General features: G+C 74.9%; 11 protein-coding genes and 1 pseudogene. 9 read left to right on the top strand and 3 right to left on the bottom strand.

The window, feature by feature from the left end; all coding sequences use genetic code 11:
- Nucleotides 1–1,504: pseudogene (locus EBO36_RS04635) on the bottom strand (NAD-dependent succinate-semialdehyde dehydrogenase).
- 119 nt (nt 1,505–1,623) lie between these two features.
- On the opposite strand from EBO36_RS04635, the gene EBO36_RS04630 reads away from it, so the two are divergent.
- Nucleotides 1,624–2,316 carry a hypothetical protein gene (locus tag EBO36_RS04630; RefSeq protein ID WP_127573084.1) on the top strand — a complete coding sequence of 231 codons (693 nt, stop codon included), beginning with the start codon at nt 1,624–1,626 and terminating at the stop codon, nt 2,314–2,316.
- Nucleotides 2,317–2,322: 6 nt separating this feature from the next.
- Here the strand turns inward: EBO36_RS04630 and EBO36_RS04625 are convergent, their stop codons facing one another.
- Nucleotides 2,323–3,585 (bottom strand): MFS transporter, encoded by a 1,263-nt coding sequence (locus EBO36_RS04625; protein WP_122823578.1) that lies wholly within the window; start codon nt 3,583–3,585, stop codon nt 2,323–2,325.
- A gap of 195 nt (nt 3,586–3,780) precedes the next feature.
- On the opposite strand from EBO36_RS04625, the gene EBO36_RS04620 reads away from it, so the two are divergent.
- The 4 genes from EBO36_RS04620 (at nt 3,781) to EBO36_RS04605 (ending at nt 9,860) form a co-directional block, all read left to right on the top strand.
- Nucleotides 3,781–4,071: a DUF4287 domain-containing protein gene (locus EBO36_RS04620; RefSeq protein WP_122823577.1), complete on the top strand. Its 291-nt coding sequence runs from the start codon at nt 3,781–3,783 to the stop codon at nt 4,069–4,071.
- An 80-nt stretch (nt 4,072–4,151) separates the two neighbouring features.
- Nucleotides 4,152–4,955: a TrmB family transcriptional regulator gene (locus EBO36_RS15650; RefSeq protein WP_164471345.1), complete on the top strand. Its 804-nt coding sequence runs from the start codon at nt 4,152–4,154 to the stop codon at nt 4,953–4,955.
- 26 nt (nt 4,956–4,981) lie between these two features.
- Nucleotides 4,982–5,137, top strand: a complete 156-nt coding sequence (locus EBO36_RS15645; protein WP_244925358.1) for a LuxR C-terminal-related transcriptional regulator — start codon at nt 4,982–4,984, stop codon at nt 5,135–5,137.
- Nucleotides 5,138–5,378: 241 nt separating this feature from the next.
- The gene (locus EBO36_RS04605; protein ID WP_122823575.1) at nt 5,379–9,860 is read left to right on the top strand and encodes a S8 family serine peptidase; all 4,482 of its coding nucleotides are present in this window, start codon (nt 5,379–5,381) and stop codon (nt 9,858–9,860) included.
- A 46-nt stretch (nt 9,861–9,906) separates the two neighbouring features.
- Here the strand turns inward: EBO36_RS04605 and EBO36_RS04600 are convergent, their stop codons facing one another.
- Complete coding sequence (locus EBO36_RS04600; protein WP_206515575.1) at nt 9,907–11,133, bottom strand: MFS transporter; 1,227 nt, start codon at nt 11,131–11,133, stop codon at nt 9,907–9,909.
- A gap of 469 nt (nt 11,134–11,602) precedes the next feature.
- On the opposite strand from EBO36_RS04600, the gene EBO36_RS04595 reads away from it, so the two are divergent.
- From EBO36_RS04595 to EBO36_RS04580, 4 genes are all read left to right on the top strand, one after another.
- Nucleotides 11,603–12,139: a pyridoxamine 5'-phosphate oxidase family protein gene (locus EBO36_RS04595; protein ID WP_222928772.1), complete on the top strand. Its 537-nt coding sequence runs from the start codon at nt 11,603–11,605 to the stop codon at nt 12,137–12,139.
- A 48-nt stretch (nt 12,140–12,187) separates the two neighbouring features.
- Nucleotides 12,188–12,931, top strand: coding sequence for a TetR/AcrR family transcriptional regulator C-terminal domain-containing protein (locus tag EBO36_RS04590; protein WP_122823574.1), 744 nt, complete (start codon nt 12,188–12,190; stop codon nt 12,929–12,931).
- Nucleotides 12,932–13,055: 124 nt separating this feature from the next.
- A complete protein-coding gene (locus EBO36_RS04585) occupies nt 13,056–13,832 on the top strand; it encodes an ABC transporter ATP-binding protein (protein ID WP_222928771.1) in 777 nt (258 codons plus the stop codon).
- A gap of 5 nt (nt 13,833–13,837) precedes the next feature.
- Entirely contained in the window at nt 13,838–16,354 is a 2,517-nt protein-coding gene (locus EBO36_RS04580; RefSeq protein ID WP_122823573.1) for an ABC transporter permease, read from the top strand.
- Nucleotides 16,355–16,444: the final 90 nt, after the last annotated feature.

The following is a 16,444-nucleotide window of genomic DNA, read 5'->3' as shown; positions in this document are numbered from 1 at the left end:
CTAGGACGCCCCGCGGTACGGGTCGGCGATGCCGACGTAGGTGGTCTCCAGGTACTCCTTGATCCCCTCGAGGCCGCCCTCGCGCCCGACCCCGGACTCCTTCACGCCACCGAAGGGTGCGGCGGGGTTGGAGACGACGCCGGAGTTGAGGCCGAGCATCCCGAACTCCAGCTCCTCCGCGAGGCGCAGGCCGCGGTCGAGGTCGCGGGTGTAGGCGTAGGCGACGAGGCCGTACTCGGTGTCGTTGGCCCGCGCGACGGCCTCGGCCTCGTCGGTGAACGTCGTGATGGAGACGACCGGGCCGAAGATCTCCTCCCGGTGGATCCGCGCCTCCTCGCCGGCACCGGTGAGGACGGTCGCGGGGTAGAACCAGCCCCGCCGTCGGGCACCTCGCCGCCGACGAGCAGGTGGGCGCCGTGCGCGACGGCGTCCTCAACGAGGCCGGCGACCTTGTCCCGGCCTTGGCCTCGATGAGGGGGCCGACCTGGACGTCCGGCTCGAGGCCGGGGCCCATCCGCAGGGCGCGCACGCGCTCGACGAGGCACTCGGTGAACTCCTCGGCGACGTCGGCGTGGACGAGGAAGCGGTTCCCGGCCGTGCACGCCTCACCGATGTTGCGGAACTTCGCGGACATCGCGCCGTCGACGGCGGCCGGGACGTCGGCGTCGGCGAAGACGAGGAACGGCGCGTTCCCGCCGAGCTCCATCGAGGTGCGCAGGACGTGCTCGGACGCCGCCGCGAGCAGAGTGCGGCCCACCGGCGTCGACCCGGTGAAGGAGAGCTTGCGCAGCCGCGGGTCGGCGAGGAGCGGCCCCGTCGCGTCGCTCGCCCGCGAGGTGGGGAGGACGTTGAGGACGCCCGGCGGCAGACCGGCGTCCTGGAGGACCTCCGCGAGGAGCAGCGCGGTGAGCGGGGTGAGCTGCGCGGGCTTGAGGACGACGGTGCACCCCGCCGCGAGCGCGGGCCCGATCTTGCGGGTGGCCATGGCGAGCGGGAAGTTCCACGGGGTGACGAGCAGCGTCGGGCCGACCGGGCGGGTGAGGACGAGGATCCGCGAGCCCGCGTCGGTCGCGGTGTTGTACCGGCCCGTGACGCGCACGGCCTCCTCGGCGAACCAGCGCAGGAACTCGGCGCCGTAGGTCACCTCCCCCTTCGCCTCGGCGAACGGCTTGCCCATCTCCAACGTCATGAGGGTGGCGAAGTCGTCCGCCCGCTCGACGACGGCTCGGAACGCCGTCATGAGGATCTCGGAGCGGGCCCGCGGCGCGGCCCGCGCCCAGTCCCGCTGCGCGCGGTGCGCGGCGTCCAGCGCGGCGAGGGCGTCGTCGGGGGTCGCGTCGGCGACGTCGGCGAGCAGCTCACCGGTGGCCGGGTCGGTCACCGGGAACGTGTCACCGCCCGAGGCGGGGCGCCAGGTCCCGTCGACGAGCAGCCCGGTCGGGACGGTGCGGAGGAGGTCGGCCGTCCGGGGCGTCGCCCGGGCCGTGTCGTGCGGTGCGCTCATCCTCCGAGTGAACACCCGTCGCCCGCGCGCGGCGAGGCGTCCCCCTCCCCTTGCGGGATGCCCGTGACTCGGCTCACACTCGTGCCTACGGGGAGTTCACACCGATGTGGGGTGAGGTCGTGAAGACGCAGACCGACGAGTTCGAGATGCTGCCCATGCTGGCGCGGGGCAAGCACCGCAACCCTCGCAAGGGGGCGTGCTTCATGGAGCTCGCCTCCTTCCTGGCGGGTGAGCGGTGGAGCGACAGCCCGCCGTGCACGCACCCGCTGCTGGCCCACCTGGCCCGCCTGGTCAACGACCTCACCGACGACACCGACCGGCCCCAGCTGGCGCCGCTCATCCCGTCGGTCATCGGGCTGCGCAGCACCGACCCGCGGTGGGACCACGAGCTCACGCTGCTCGCCGCGTCGCGGGCGCTGCCGGTGGCGGCCGAGTCGCACCAGCGCGCGCTCGCCGTCGGGATCCTCACCTGTGAACGGCTCCTCGCGGTCTACGAGGGCCGTCCCGAGGGGACGCTCACGGCACGCAGCCGGGAGGCGTTCGAGCAGGTGCCGCTCGTCGAGCAGTGGGCGCGGGCCTTCATCGCCCGCACCGGCGTCTCGGGCAGCCGGCACCCCGGGGCCGCCGTCCTCGAGTGCGCGACCCTCGGCATCGCCTCGGCGTGCGTGGCGGACCCCGCGACGCGGCTGCGGGAGCTGCTCGTCGACGCGATCACGCTCTGCGAGGAGCTCGCCGGGCGGCGCGCCGAGGCGCAGGCCCCGCCGCTCGAGCCCGCCGACTGGATCGAGGTCTGCCGCCCCGCTGCGGTCTAGGCGCCGTCAGGCGGGGTCCGGACCGGTCGCTGCGGCGTCCGGCCCGATCTCACCGGCGTGCGCCACGTGCGACAGGCGGCGCCACACGAGGGCGAGGGTGATGCCCGCGCCGACGAAGGCGAACCAGAACGGGGCGGTGAGCCCCCACGCCTCGGCGATGAGCCCGCCGAGGAGCTGACCCACGGCGACCCCGCCGAACACGCACACCATGTAGGCGGCCGAGACCCGCCCCTGGAGCTCGGTGGGCACCGCGCGCTGGCGCACCGTGCTGGAGACGGTGCTCCACACGAACGCGTACATGCCGAACACGCCCATGATGGCGATCGCGACCCCGCCCGTCGTCGTGAGCGCGAGGCCGAGGTGCATGAGCACCTCGAGGCTGAGGCACACGCGCATGAGCGTGGCGAGGCTGACGTGCCGCTCGAGCCACCCGTAGACCGCCACCGAGATCATCCCGCCCACCGCGGAAGCGGTGGTGAGCAGGCCGAAGCCCACCTCGCCCATCTCGAGGTGGTCGAGCGCGTACTTCACGAGGATCGCGCCCGGCGCGGCCCACGTGACGTTGAAGGCGAGGATGACGAGGGCGAGGGTGCGCACCGGGGGGTTCCCGAGGATCCAGCGCACCCCCTCGGCGATGTCCTGGCGCACGTGGGTGCGGCTCGCGCGCACCGGTCCGGGCGTCGTCGCGATGCGCGAGACCAACCCCACCGCGAGCAGGATGGCCACCGCCTGGACGGCGAACGGCCGCACCATGCCCGCGGCGAAGAGGAAGGCACCCACCGGCGGCCCGATGAGCTGGTTGCCCACGAGGAACCCGGCCTGGACCCGGGCGTTGCCCGTGCCGAGGTCCCGGCGCTGGACCAGCATCGGCAGCAGGGTGCTCGTCGTCGTGTCGACGAAGACCTCCGCGACCCCGAGGCAGAACAGCGAGACGAGCACCACCGTGATGCTCGCCTGCCCCGTGGCGATGAACGTGCACAGGACGACGACGACGACGGCCCGGGCAAGGTTGGCCCCCATGACGAGGAGGCGGCGGTCGACCCGGTCGGCCACGGCGCCCGCCCACAGGCCGAGCAGGAGCCACGGCAGGCGCTGGACGAGCGCCGCGAGGGCGACAAGGAAGGCGGAGTCGGTCTGGGACTGGACGAGCAGGGGACCCGCGGCGAGGGCGATGCCGTCGCCGATGTTGCTCACCCAGGACGAGCCGATGAGCCACCGGAAGCTCGTCCCCAGCCGCTGCGGAAGGATCCGCTCCCCGATCCGGCTCATGCCCGTGCCCTGCTCACAAGCACGTGAGCCTACGGCTCACCCGGGACACCAGCGTCGGCCGAGCGCGGGCGGAGTGTGCGCGCGACGGCTACTGACACGCGCGGGGCCGGCAGGTACCGTGCCGCGGGACGACGCACTCCCTGCGAGCGCCGACCGGGGCGGGCCGTCGCGATCGACCGGTTCAGGAGGTCCACCATGTCCTTCCAGGCGTACCTCGACGCGGTGGAGCGCGCGACGGGCCTCACCCCGCGCCAGCTGCTCGAGCTCGCCCAGGAACGGGGGTTCGACGACCCGGCGGTCAAGGCGGGCGTCATCCTCGACTGGCTGAAGACCGACTACGGCCTCGGGCGCGGCCATGGCATGGCCATGGTCCACGTCATCACGAAGGGCCCGCAGATCGACGCCGCCCACGTGGGCTCGACGGGCACGCACCGCGACGAGTCCGACGTCCTCTGGCTCGACGGCATCGCGAGCAGGCCGTCCTGATCGCGGACGCCGGCGCCCGGGTGACCGGGCCGCGCGGCCCGCGGCACCGCGGCGCCCTCCCGGCCGGTACGGTCGCCAGCGTGCCCCGCTCCGAGGAGACCAGCTTCGACGTCGTCGGCCTCGGCGAGGACGCCCGCCTCGTCTACCGGTACGTGCTCGCGCGCGGCACGGTGGGAGCCGCCGAGGTCGCGGGCGACGTGCCGCTCGGCGGGGTGGACGCCTCGGCGGTGCTCGACGAGCTGCGGGCCGCCGGCCTGGTGAACCGCGTCTCGGAGGAGGACCGGTACGCGGCTGTCGACCCCCGTGTCGCGCTTCGCGCGCTCACCGACCGCACTGCCGCACGGCTCGACCGGGTGCGGTCGACCATCCCGGACCTCGCTGACCTCTTCGAGGACAGCGCGCGCAGCGGCGCGACGGGTGGGCGCGTCCACGTGCTCGACGACCCGGCCCTCATCGGCACCTGGTACACCCGGCTCGAGCACGAGGTCACCGAGGAGTTCCTCCAGTTCGACCGCCCGCCCTACCTCCTCGCCGCCGAGAACCCGGTGGAGCCGCTCGTGCTCGCCCGCGGGGTCACGTGGCGCGTCGTCTACGCCGCCGAGTCCCTCGAGCGGCCCGGAGCCTGGGCCGATCTCCGCCACGCCGCCACGCTGGGCGAGCAGGCCCGCATCGCCCACCGTCTGCCCACCAAGCTCGCCGTCGCCGACCGCCGCATCGCGCTCGTGAGCACGACCCTCGACCTGCGCCGCCCCACGGCCCTCGTCGTCGAGGACCCCCGATCGTCGATCTCGTCTGCCGGGCCTTCGAGGCGGTGTGGGCCGAGTCGTTCGAGATTCCCCGGGCGGACTCGCTCGACGGCGCCGAAGTTCCCGGCCGCGGTCTGAGCAGGGAGGACCGGGCCCTGCTCGGGTTGCTCGCCTCGGGGGCCAAGGACGAGACGATCGCCCGCGAGCTCGGGCTGTCCGAGCGCACCCTGCGCCGTCGGAGCTCCGCGCTGCTCGCCCGCCTGGGCGCGGCGAACCGCTTCCAGGCGGGCGTGCAGGCCGCCCGCCGGGGCTGGATCTGAGTCCCGCCATCCGAGACGCCTCGTGACGGTTGGGTTACAACTTGCGACCGGTCACGGCCACTGACCGGAACCGGCCACCAGACCCCTTGCCGGGCGACGAACCGACCCGCTAGACACCGACCATGCTCATATCCCCCGCCGACGCGGGGTCATCCTGCTCGCCTGCGCCCTCCTCGCTGCCCCGCTCCTGCCCGTCCCGCCAGGGGCGTCGGCACAGCCCGTCCCGGCCGACACCTCCCGGGTGATCGTCGAGCTGACCGGGCCGAGCGCCGCGGAGCTCGTCGGGACCGCTCGGTTGGCGGCCGCCCGGTCCGGCGAGGCGTCCACCGCCGGAAGCGTGGTCGCCGCGTACCGGACCGCCGTCGAGGAGGTGGCGCTGGCGCAGGAGGAGACCGTCACCGCGCTCGAGCGGTCGGGGATCGCGCTCGAAGACCCGCAGTCCGTCACGGGCCTCCTCGACGCCGTCGTGGCCACGGTCGAGACGGCCGACCTCGCCGCGCTGCGGCGCGCCCCGGGCGTCGAGCGGGTGACGGTGGACAGCCCGGTCCGCGCCCTCGGGGAACCCCACGTGCCGGCAACGGGGGCTCCCGACGTGTGGGAGGGCGCCGACGCGGCCGGCCTGCCCGTGCGGGGTGCCGGCGTCACCGTCGCCGTCATCGACACCGGCGTCGACTACACGCTGGCCGACCTGGGCGGCGGCTTCGGTCCCGGTCACCGCGTCGCGGCGGGGTACGACTTCGTCAACGACGACGCCGATCCGATGGACGACAACCTCCATGGCACGCACGTGGCGGGGATCGTGGGCGCGGGTGGCACCCACCTCACCGGCATGGCCCCCGACGTGACCCTGACCGCCTGGAAGGCGCTGGACGCGGACGGTGGCGGCACGCTCAGCGCCATCCTGCTGGCGCTCGACGCCGCCGTCGACCCCTCGGGGGTCGCGCCGGCAGACATCGTCAACCTCAGCCTGGGCGGCCTCGGGGACGGCACGGACCCCGTGGGCCGCGCCGCCACGGCCGCCGTCGACCAGGGCGTCGTCGTCGTGGCGGCGGTCGGCAACGCCGGCCCGGGGACGCAGACCGTCGCCACGCCGGCCGCCGCGCCCGGCGTCATCGCCGTCGGCGCGTCGACGACGGGCATCGCGGATCCCACACTCACGCTGGACGGGGACGGGGACGGGGTCCGCCCGCTGGACGTCGCCCGGTTCCCGCTCTCGGCCAACCCGCCGGCCGGGGGCCGCACCGCGCGCCTGGTCGACGTCGGTAACGGCACCGCCGAGGACTTCGCGGCCGCCGGTGACGTGCGGGGTGCCATCGTCGTGATGAGCAGCTACGTGGTCCGCAACCTCGGAGAGGTCCTCCCCGGGCACCTCGAGCAGGCCGCGCTCGCCGAGGAGCACGGGGCGGTCGGCGCCCTGCTCTACACCCCGAGCCCCACCGACCCGGTCGGCGGCGGCGCCGGCCTCCCGGGACCCATCGGCGTGCTGGCGGACGGCGGGGACGACCTGCGGCGCGAGTCCCTGGTGATGATGTCGATCACCTCGGCGCAGTACCAGACCTTCAAGGACGAGGTCCTGGCCGGGACCGCCACGGCGACGATCGGGTCGCTCGACCGCACGGACGCCATTGCGGGCTTCAGCTCCCGCGGCCCGAGCGACGCCATGACCCTCAAGCCTGAGATCGTCGCCCCCGGCGAGGAGATCCTCGCCCCGATCCCGGCCTCCCTCGGCGTCGAGGGCAACCAGTACCGGATGTCGGGCACCTCGATGGCCGCGCCGCACGTCGCGGGGGCGGCCGCGCTCCTCACGCAGGCCCGCCCGGAGCTCTCCGCCACGCAGCGGCGCAGCGCCCTCATCGGCTCGGCCCGCCCCCTGGCCTCCGCCGACGCCGACGCTTCGCCGTCGGCGCAGGGAGCCGGCGCGCTCGACGTGGCCGCCGCCGTCGACCAGCACGTCACCGCGACGCCCGACGCCGTCTCCCTGGGCCTGGCCGACATGGGCGAGGACCCCACGCGGACCGCGACCGTGGTGCTGCACAACGCGAGCGCGTCGGACGTCACCATCGACCTCACCGCCCACGCATCCGCACCGAGCACGGGCGAGGTGGCGGTCTCGCCCCAGACCCTCACCGTCCCCGCCGGGCGTGACGCGTCGGTCGAGCTCACCCTCACGCCGCGGACGGCGCTCGTGGACGCCGAGACCTCCGGCGTGCTCGTCGGCACCGTCTCCGACGGCACGACGGTGCGGGTCCCGTTCGCCAGCTACGTCCGCCCGTTGACGGTGCAGGCCTCGCCCACGCACGCCGTCGGTCACACCGAGGTGTTCGTCCGCACGCCAGCGGCCCCCGAGGCGGTGCCGACGCTCGTGGCGAGTGCCCCGTCGGGCGAGACGGCGACGACCACGCTCGCCGCCGTCGGCGACAAGCCGGGCTGGTACCGCGGCACCGTGCACCTGGACGAGGTCGGCACCTACCGCCTGTCCGCTCGGGCCGCCGTCAGCGGCCGCACCCTCACGGGTGAGGGCGTCGTGCGCTCGGACGACGCGGACGAGCCGGGCGCGTGGGAGCAGGTGGGCATCTCCGGTGCGGCCGCCACCCTCGCCGTCTCCCCCACTGCGCCGGGCACCGGCCTCGCCACCGACACCATCGGCGCCCACCCGTTCGTCACGACGGACCACGGCGTCACCTGGCAGCGCGTGCGGAGCATGCCGGTGGCCGACGGCCGCGCCTTCCCCCTCGCGGACCCGGCCACCCCCGGGGGCTTCTACGTCGCGCTCAACGGCCGCGACGGGGACATCGTGGTCGACCCGGCCTACACCGGCCGGATCGTGCACACCGCGGACGCCGGCGCCACGTGGACGGTCCTGCCCTTCCCCGACGTGGCGGTCCGCCGGCTGGTGGGCCACGCCGACGCGCTGGCCGCCGTCGTCGACAACGGGCTGCACCTCAGCCGCGACGGCGGGCAGACGTGGCGGCACGTGCCGTCCCTGTGGGACTCGGTCGTCGTCGGTGCCACGTTCGCCGGCGACGACCTCCTCGTCGCCACGTACGCCGGGGTCTGGCGCGTGGCCGACGCGGCCACGGGTGGCGCCACGGTGGAGCTGGCCTACGCCTCCAGCGACTTCGACACCCGCCCGCAGCACCTGGCCGCCGACGGAGCGGCCGGCGTCGTCGTCCGCAGCGACGGCGTGGTCATGACCTCCGCCGACGGTGGCGCGACGTGGTCCCTCGCCGGTGACAGCGGCCACTCGTGGGCGACGGCCATGGCATTCCTCGACGGCAGGATCCACGTCGCCGGATACACCTCGTTCAGCACGAGCACCGACGGCGGCCTCACGTGGGAGGCCCGGGCCTTCCCGGTCCTCGGACCGCTCGTCACCGACTTCGACCGCTGGCCGGGCACACCCGCCGACAGCCTCATCCTGTCCATGGAGAACGCCGGCTACTACACCACGGACGGCGAGGGCTGGACGCGGACGGGCGTCTCCGGGACCGACGTCCTCGACGTCCACGTGGGTCCCGACACCGAGGGCGAACCGATGCTGCAGGTCGTCGACCGCGAGGGGCTGCGCGCCCGCGCCGTTGCCGACGTCGGGCCGGACGGCCAGGACTGGGGCTCGCTGGGTCATGAAGGCGGGGTCGGGCGAATGCTCACCCAGGTGGCGCAGTCGCCCCGCGGCGCGCGGGACGTGTGGGCCGTGGGGACCAACGCCTCCGGGGCGGCCCGGATCCTCACCGGTCCCGCCGGGGCCTCCGACGGCGACCTGGTCCAGGTCGGACCGCGCGGCTCGATGACCCCGCTGTCCCTGGCACTGTCACCGCACGCCGAGGGCACCGTGGTGGTCTCCTACGCCGCGCTCGGTGAGGCGGGGCTCATGGTCTCGCAGGACGGCTTCGCCCACTGGCGCACCTACGCCCACGGCTCGCGGATCTCCGAGATCGCCTTCGACCCCGGCGCCCCGGAGCGGCTGTGGCTGGCGACCTCGGACGGGCTGTACCGCTCCGACGACCTCGGTGCCACGCTCACCCGTCTCACCGCCGCCCCCACCCAGTCCGTCTGGGTCGACCCGGACGACCCTGCCCGCGTAGTGATCGGCGAGCAGCCGGGCATTCGGGTGAGCACCGACGGCGGCGCGTCCTTCGCCCCCGCGGAGCTCGACGGGAACGCCAACGTGGTGAGCATCCTCCCCGTCACGGTGCCGGGCGGCCCGGCGGGCGCGACCGAGCTCCTCGTGGCGGGTACAGCGCGATGGAACGCGTCCGGGCTGGCCGCCAACGGGGCCGGGGTGTTCGTCTCGACTGACGGCGGCGCCCGCTGGACCCCGGCATCGGGCGGCCTCACCGCGATGTCGGTGCGGTCACTGACCGCATCACCGGATGGCGCGTGGGTCTACGCCGGCACCGACGGCGGCGGCGTGCATCGCACGTCCGCCGCGGCACTGCTCCCCACCGTGCCGGGCGAGCCGACGCCGGGACCCACCGACCCCGGCGGACCCACCGCAGGACCCATCGATCCGCCGACGGAGCAGCCGACCGGGCCCGGCGAGCCGACCGTGGAGCCCACCGACCCCGCGACGGTCGGACCCACCGACCCCGGAGACGCGGGACCCGGCGGCGGGCTGCCCACGACCGGCGTCGCAGTCAGTGGCCTCCTCGGGGCCGCGGGAGCGCTACTCCTCCTGGCCCTCGCCGCACAGCGCGTCGCCCGGCGGGGAGCCCAGGCCTGAGACGGCGGCGGCTCGACGGTGCGCGGCCCGCGTGGGTCGCGCACCGTCAGTCGACGTCGCCCGAGATCCCGGGGATCCGGCGCTCACGCCGCTGGAGGGCGGGGCGGAGCGCGAGCGCGAGGACCAGAGCGCTCGCGGCCGCCGTCACCGTCACCGCGTACGCCCCGGTGTAGCCGTACGTGTCGGCGAGGCGCCCGGCCGTCGACGACCCGAGCGCGTAGCCGAGGTTGGTCGCCGCGGCGAGCACCATCATCGCCACGCCGAGCCGGCGGGAGTCGGTGATCTGCTCGCACGCCGAGAAGATGGTGATCATGTAGGGCGCGATCGCGAGCCCGAGGAAGAGCAGCACGGGGATGAGGGTGCCGAGCGAGCTGACCGCGAGCAGGGGCAGCGCCAGGACGGTGAAGGCGGCGCCGAAGACCGGCAGGCGGTGGGCGAGGTCGAACCGTGCAGGGAGCGCGGCGACCGCGAGGCCCGCGACCACGCTGCCGATCCCGAGGATGGCGTGGAGCAGCCCGGCGAGCCCGGGTTCGCCGACGCCGGTGGCGAGCGCCGTCGAGCCGGTCTGGACAGAGCCGAAGGTGACGCCCATCGCCAGCTGGCCGAGGGCCAGGCCGACGAGGACCGGGGTGAGCAGGCGCGTGGGCGAGGCGAGGCGGACCCGGGTGCCGGGCACGTGGTCAGCCGTGGGGTGAACCGCGAACGCGGTGCCGAAGAGGGCGAGCAGGACCGCCGCGGCGACGAGCGCACCGGCGGGCGAGACGAGGGCGGCGGCCGCCCCCACGAGCGCGGGACCGAGGACGAACGACGCCTCGTCGGCCGCGCCCTCGTAGGAGAACGCCGTGGAGACGAGCTTCCACCGGTCGGGCCCGGCGAGGGCGCGCCAGCGCACCCGCGCCAGGGTGCCCACCTGCGGGAGGAAGACGCCGGTGACGCCGGCGACGACGGCGAGGACCGGCCAGCTGACGTCCGTCCTCGACAGGAGGACGAGCGCGGCGAGTCCGATGGTCCCGCCGAGGGACTGGACGAGCAGGACCGACCGTTGCCCGATCCGGTCGGTGAGGCCGCCGGCCAGCGGGGAGGCGATCGCGTTCGTCACTGCCAGGGCGCCGGCGGCGGCCCCACCCGCCCCGTAGCTGCCGGAGGCGCCGGCGACGAGGAGCAGGGTGCCCATCTGGGCCATCGCGAGCGGGAGGCGCGCGAGGAAGGCGATGAGGACGTAGCGGCCGCCGGTGAGGGCGAAGAGACTTCGGTAGGAGCTGAGGACGGGCACGGGTTCTCCGGGTAGGGCTGAGGTGCGCTCCACCCACCCCGAGCGCCGAGAACCCTGTGCTCCGGAAATTCTACGTCGTGCGCCGTCGCCGCCGGGCGCCGCATCGGATGAGACCGGTCACGTCCGCACGTCCATCAGCGGCGGGCGCCGCGAGGTCTCGCGCCCTGCGCCGCCGGTGGCGATGAGGACCATCGAGAAGAGACGTGCCGGGATCGCGGTGCGTCGACCTCTTGACACGACAGCCGCAGCGCGCTGGCCTAGTCGCCTCAGCGGTCGAACGAACGAGGACGTGCTCATCGTGCGTGGCGTCGACGGCTCGCCGAGCACGTCAGCAACACCCAGGAGACTCCCGACGACTCACCGAAGGACGCCGAACCATGACCGAGCCCGACGCAGGACGCCGGACGCCAGCCGAGGGCGTCACCGTGAGGCCAGCCGCGGCCCTCGGCCACCCTCAGGGACCGACGCCATGAGCGCGCCGTCCGGAACCGCCCGGCCGGAGCGCGAGCCCATGACGCTCCCCCAGGGCGACGTCGGGCTGCTGCACTCCCCCGTCGCCCAGGCGCTGCTCCGCTCCACCGAGCTCGCCCGGGTGGCCTACGTCGTCGGTGACGGCACGCCCCGGGTGTTCCCCATGCTCTTCCACTGGACCGGGACGGAGCTCGTCCTGTGCACGTTCGCCGGCGCCCGGAAGATCGCCGCGATCCGCGCCCGGCCGGACATCGCGGTGACGATCGACGCCGCCACCACCCCGCCCGAAGTCCTCCTCCTGCGCGGGCGCGCCGTCGTCACCGACGTCGAGGGCATCGCCGAGGAGTACCGGCTCGCGCACCGCCGCTACGCCGGCCCCGAGCAGGGGGACGTTAACGTCGCGGCCGTCGACCACCCGGGCGTGCGCATGGCGCGGATCGCCCTGCGGCCCTCGTGGGTGGGCGTCCTCGACTTCGTCACCCGCCTGCCCGGGCAGGCCCCGCCGGAGGTCCGCATGGAGCCGGCCGGCCCCTGAGGCCGGGGAGTACCGGTAGAGCACTGCCACAGGCGGTAGCCTCGGCCCGTGGAGCATGGAGGCGCGAGCGCGGCGTTGCCGCGGGGCCTGCGCCACACCTGGGGGCATGAGGCCCGCGCCGGCCGCCCGGGACCGAAAGCGACGCTGAGCGTCCCGGACATCGCCGCGTCGGCGATCGCCCTGGCCGACGCCGAAGGCGCGCAGGCCCTGTCGCTGGGGCGCATCGCCGACCGGCTCGGCGTGACACCGAACGCGCTCTACCGGTACGTGGACTCCCGGGACGACCTCGATGTCATCGTCCACGACCACGCCCTGGGCGCCCCTGGCGACATCGCCGCGGGGGCGGACTGGGTGGAGGCGGCCGCCGCGTGGTGCCGCGCCCTACGCGACCGCTACGCGCACCACCCCTGGTTGAGCGACATGCGGGTGCGCGTCCCGTTCGCCCCCCACTCGCTGGCCTGGCTCGAGGACCTGCTCGACCGCCTGGAGCCCAGCGGCCTCGGCGACCGCCAGGCGCTCCAGGCCGCCGCTCTGCTCGACGGGTACGTGCGTACCCGCGCCGCGATGGTCCGTGACCTCTTCCGACCGGACGGCAGCGCGACGGACCCCGAAACCCTGGTGGACCTCGTCGGCGCCGAACGATTCACGGCGCGACTCCCGCGGGTCTCCTCCCTGATCTCCAGCGGCCTGTACCGCGAACCCGGAGCCCGGGCCGACGAGGACTTCGAGTTCGGCCTGAGGAGCATCCTCTCCGGCCTCCGGCAGCTCACTGTCGACGGCACCCCCGGCTGACCGCACCGGCGCCCAGCGCACCACCAGCGCACTGCCGCGCGGCGCCCGCAGGAAATGCCTGTTGCGCGGTCCGATATCTGTGTACGTTCCTCACTGTTTAGACCATGAACAGTGAGGAGCGGTCGTGACGGACACAGTGGTGGACGCGGCACGGCCTGCCGGGGTGCCCCCGGTGGCGCTGGAGCACGTGACGAAGACGTATGGCGTCGGACCCGGCGCGGTCACGGCCCTGGACGGGGTCAGCCTCGAGCTGCAGGAGGGGTCGTTCACCGCGGTGATGGGCCCGTCCGGGTCGGGCAAGAGCACGCTCCTGCACTGTGCGGCAGGCCTCGACGCCCCGACCACGGGCCGGGCGGTGCTGGTCGGCGAGGATCTGGCCGGCATGCCCGAGGACGCGCTGACCCGGCTACGCCGTGACCGGGTCGCCTTCGTGTTCCAGGCGTTCAACCTCATCCCCACCCTCACGGCGGCGCAGAACGTCGAGCTGCCGGGCCTCCTCGCCGGACGCGGGCGCGACCGCCGCACCACCGACGGCGCGCTCGCGCGGGTCGGGCTCGCCGACCGCCGCGACCACCGGCCGAGCGAGCTCTCGGGAGGGCAGCAGCAGCGCGTGGCGATCGCCCGCGCGCTCGCCACGGGGGCGGCAGTCCTCTTCGCGGACGAACCCACCGGGGCCCTCGACACCCGCACCGCGGCGAGCGTCCTCGAGCTGTTGCGCACCGCCGCAGCCCAGGACCGGCAGACGATCATGATGACCACGCACGACCCCGTCGCCGCCTCGTACGCCGACACCGTGATCTTCCTGGTCGACGGCCGCATCGTCGAGCGGATGACGGCGCCGTCGGCGGATGAGGTCGCCACCCAGGTGTCCCGGCTCCCCTCCCGCGACCGAGGACGGTGAGGGCAGTGCTCACCCTGATCCTCACGGGCCTGCGCCATCGAGCCGCAGCCCTCACGGCCATCATCGTCGCCGCGGGCCTTGGCTCGGCGCTCCTCGTGCTGTCCGGGGCGATGTTCGAGACCGGTATCCGGCTGTCCGCCCCGCCGGAACGCGTCGGCGGCGCCGACCTCGCCGTCATCGGCGACCCGAGCTACACGATGCTCGACCGGGCCGGCGGCGAGACCACCGATCACCGGCCCTTCCCCGAACGTCACCGTCTTCCCGAGGCCGTCGTCGACGAGGCGGCGCGGATCCGCGGGGTCGCTGAGGCGGTCCCGATCCGGTTCTACGACAGCGTCGCCCAGAGCTCCGCGCGGGCCTCCACCCTCACCGCCCAGAGCTGGGCCTCCGTGGCAGTGAGCGGCCTGACGGTCCCCCAGGGCGCCACTCCTCGTGCCGGCGAGGTCGTCCTCACCGCCGCGGCCGCCGGCACGCTCGCCGTCACCGACGGCGACAGCGTCGCCCTGACGATCGCCGGCAGGACGTCCACGGTGCACGTCGCGGGCGTGATCGGCGGCCCGGCCGATGCCGCGACGGTCTTCCTCACCGACGACGCCGGGGGCCCGGGCGACGGCATCGACGCGCTCGGGGTGGTCCTGGCCCCCGGTGCGGACGAGGCCTCGGTGCGCCGGGCCCTGGAGTCCGAGATCGGCGACGTGCGCGTGCTCGGCGGTGACGCGCGCGGCGCCGCGGAGGACCCCGCCGTCTCGGCCTCCCGCGTGCCGACCATCGTCATCGGCGCGGTCTTCGGCGGGATCGTGCTCACCGTGCTCGCCACCGTCGCGTCCGGGATCGTCGCCCTGTCCGTGCGCCAGCGCAGCCGCGAGATCAGCCTGCTCCGCGCGACCGGCGCCACCGGGCGCCAGGCGCGCGCCCTGCTCGTCGGTGAGGCGACGATCGCCGGTGTCCTCGGCGCCCTGGCCGGTCTCACGGTCGGCATCCCGCTCGCGCACGCGTTGTTCGCCGTGATGCGTCGCAGCGGTCTCGTCCCCGACGGCCTCCAGCTGCGCGTGGGGCTCGTCCCCTTCGCCATCGCGGTGGCCGCCACGAGCCTCGTGATCTGGTGGGCGGCCCGCCTCGCCGCCCGCCCGGCGCGCCGCTCACGGGCGATCGACGCCCTGCGCGAGGCGGACCTTCCGGCCGGCCGCGTCGGGGTGACGCGACGCCTCCTGGGCGGGCTGTTCGCCCTCGGCGCCATCGCCCTCGCCGTCATCACGTGCCTCATGCCCCCGAGCCTGGTGTCGGCGACCGCCGGCCCGGCGGCCCTGGTCGGTGCGATCTCGGCCGCGCTGCTCGCCCCGGTGCACCTGCGCCTGGGACTCGCGCTCCTGCACCCCGTCGCGGGCGGTCGCCGGGGCCTCGGCGGGCTGGCCCACGCCAACGTGCGCTCGCGCCTCGTCGCGCTCTCGACCATTACCGGGGCGGCGGCGCTCGTGGTCGGCGTCGGGGCCGGCAACCTCCTCTCCCAGGCCCTGCTCACCACGGCCGCCGCCGAGGCGCAGGTCGAGACCATCACCGCCCGCGCCGTCATCCGTGCGGCCGGGGGAATCACCCCCGAGCAGGCCGCCGAGGTCGCCGCCCTTCCCGAGGTCGCCGCGGCGAGCCGGTTCGTGACCTCTGGCGGGTGGATCGAGCAGCCCTACGACGGCTCCCACCGCGACCGGCCCTGGTCGTTGCGCGGGCTCGACGGCGCCCAGGCTCACGCGGTCATTGGGAACGAGGTCGTCACCGGTGACCTCGCCGCGCTCGACGGGCCGTCGCTCGCGCTGCCGCACCGCGCCGCCGAGGACCTCGGCGTCCGCGTGGGCGACACCGTGGGCGTCCGGTTCGGCGACGGGGCACGGGCCGACCTGCGCGTCGTGGCCACCTACGAGGACCTGCCCGGGTACGAGCACCTCCTCCTGCCCGCGGACCTGCTTGCCGAGCACACCACCGCCCGCGCGCCGACGACGGTGCTGGTCGCGCCGGCATCCGGGACCTCCCCTGCCGCGCTCATGAGCGCGCTCGACGACGCCGTCGCCGGCTCCCCCGGCATCGTCGTCGGGGACCGTGACGCGCTCGACGCCACGCTGCAGCAGGGGCTCAACGTCAACGCCCTCATCAACACCCTCATGCTCCTCGTCGTCCTGGCCTACGCCATGATCGCCGTCGTCAACACCGTCGCGGTCTCCACGCTGGGGAGGCGGCGCGAGCTGGCCCTGCTCCGCCTTGCCGGAGCCACCAGGCGCCAGGTCCGGCGGCTCCTGCTCGCCGAGACCGCCCTCGCCGCCGCCACCGGACTGGCCGTGGGTCTCGTCGTGGCGTGCGCCGCCGTGCTGCCCACCGCTGTCGCCGTCGGAGCCGACCTGCTCGCGCCGCTGCCCGCGACCGTTCTCTTCGGGAGCGGAGTCGCCGTCGCCCTCATCACCCTGCCCATCACCGCTGCCGCGGCCCGCCGGGCGATGGCCGGGCGCCCCGCCGACACGATCACCCGGGCCCTGTGAGGCCGACTCGTGACGAGCGGGGCGCGGCACATCTCTTGACGGACATCGCCCGGCTTCCTACATTTAACGTGTTCGTTAAATGTAGGAGGT

Origin of the sequence: Georgenia faecalis, from assembly GCF_003710105.1 — a bacterium.
Classification (GTDB): domain Bacteria; phylum Actinomycetota; class Actinomycetes; order Actinomycetales; family Actinomycetaceae; genus Georgenia_A; species Georgenia_A faecalis.
Note: the sequence above shows the minus strand (reverse complement) of the source record. Positions and strands in the feature narration are given on the sequence as shown.

Coding starts and splice junctions, on each gene's coding strand:
- EBO36_RS04625 (WP_122823578.1), bottom strand. CDS start 3,585: ATGAGCCGGATCGGGGAGCGGATCCTTCCGCAGCGGCTGGGGACGAGC.
- EBO36_RS04620 (WP_122823577.1), top strand. CDS start 3,781: ATGTCCTTCCAGGCGTACCTCGACGCGGTGGAGCGCGCGACGGGCCTC.
- EBO36_RS04595 (WP_222928772.1), top strand. CDS start 11,603: ATGAGCGCGCCGTCCGGAACCGCCCGGCCGGAGCGCGAGCCCATGACG.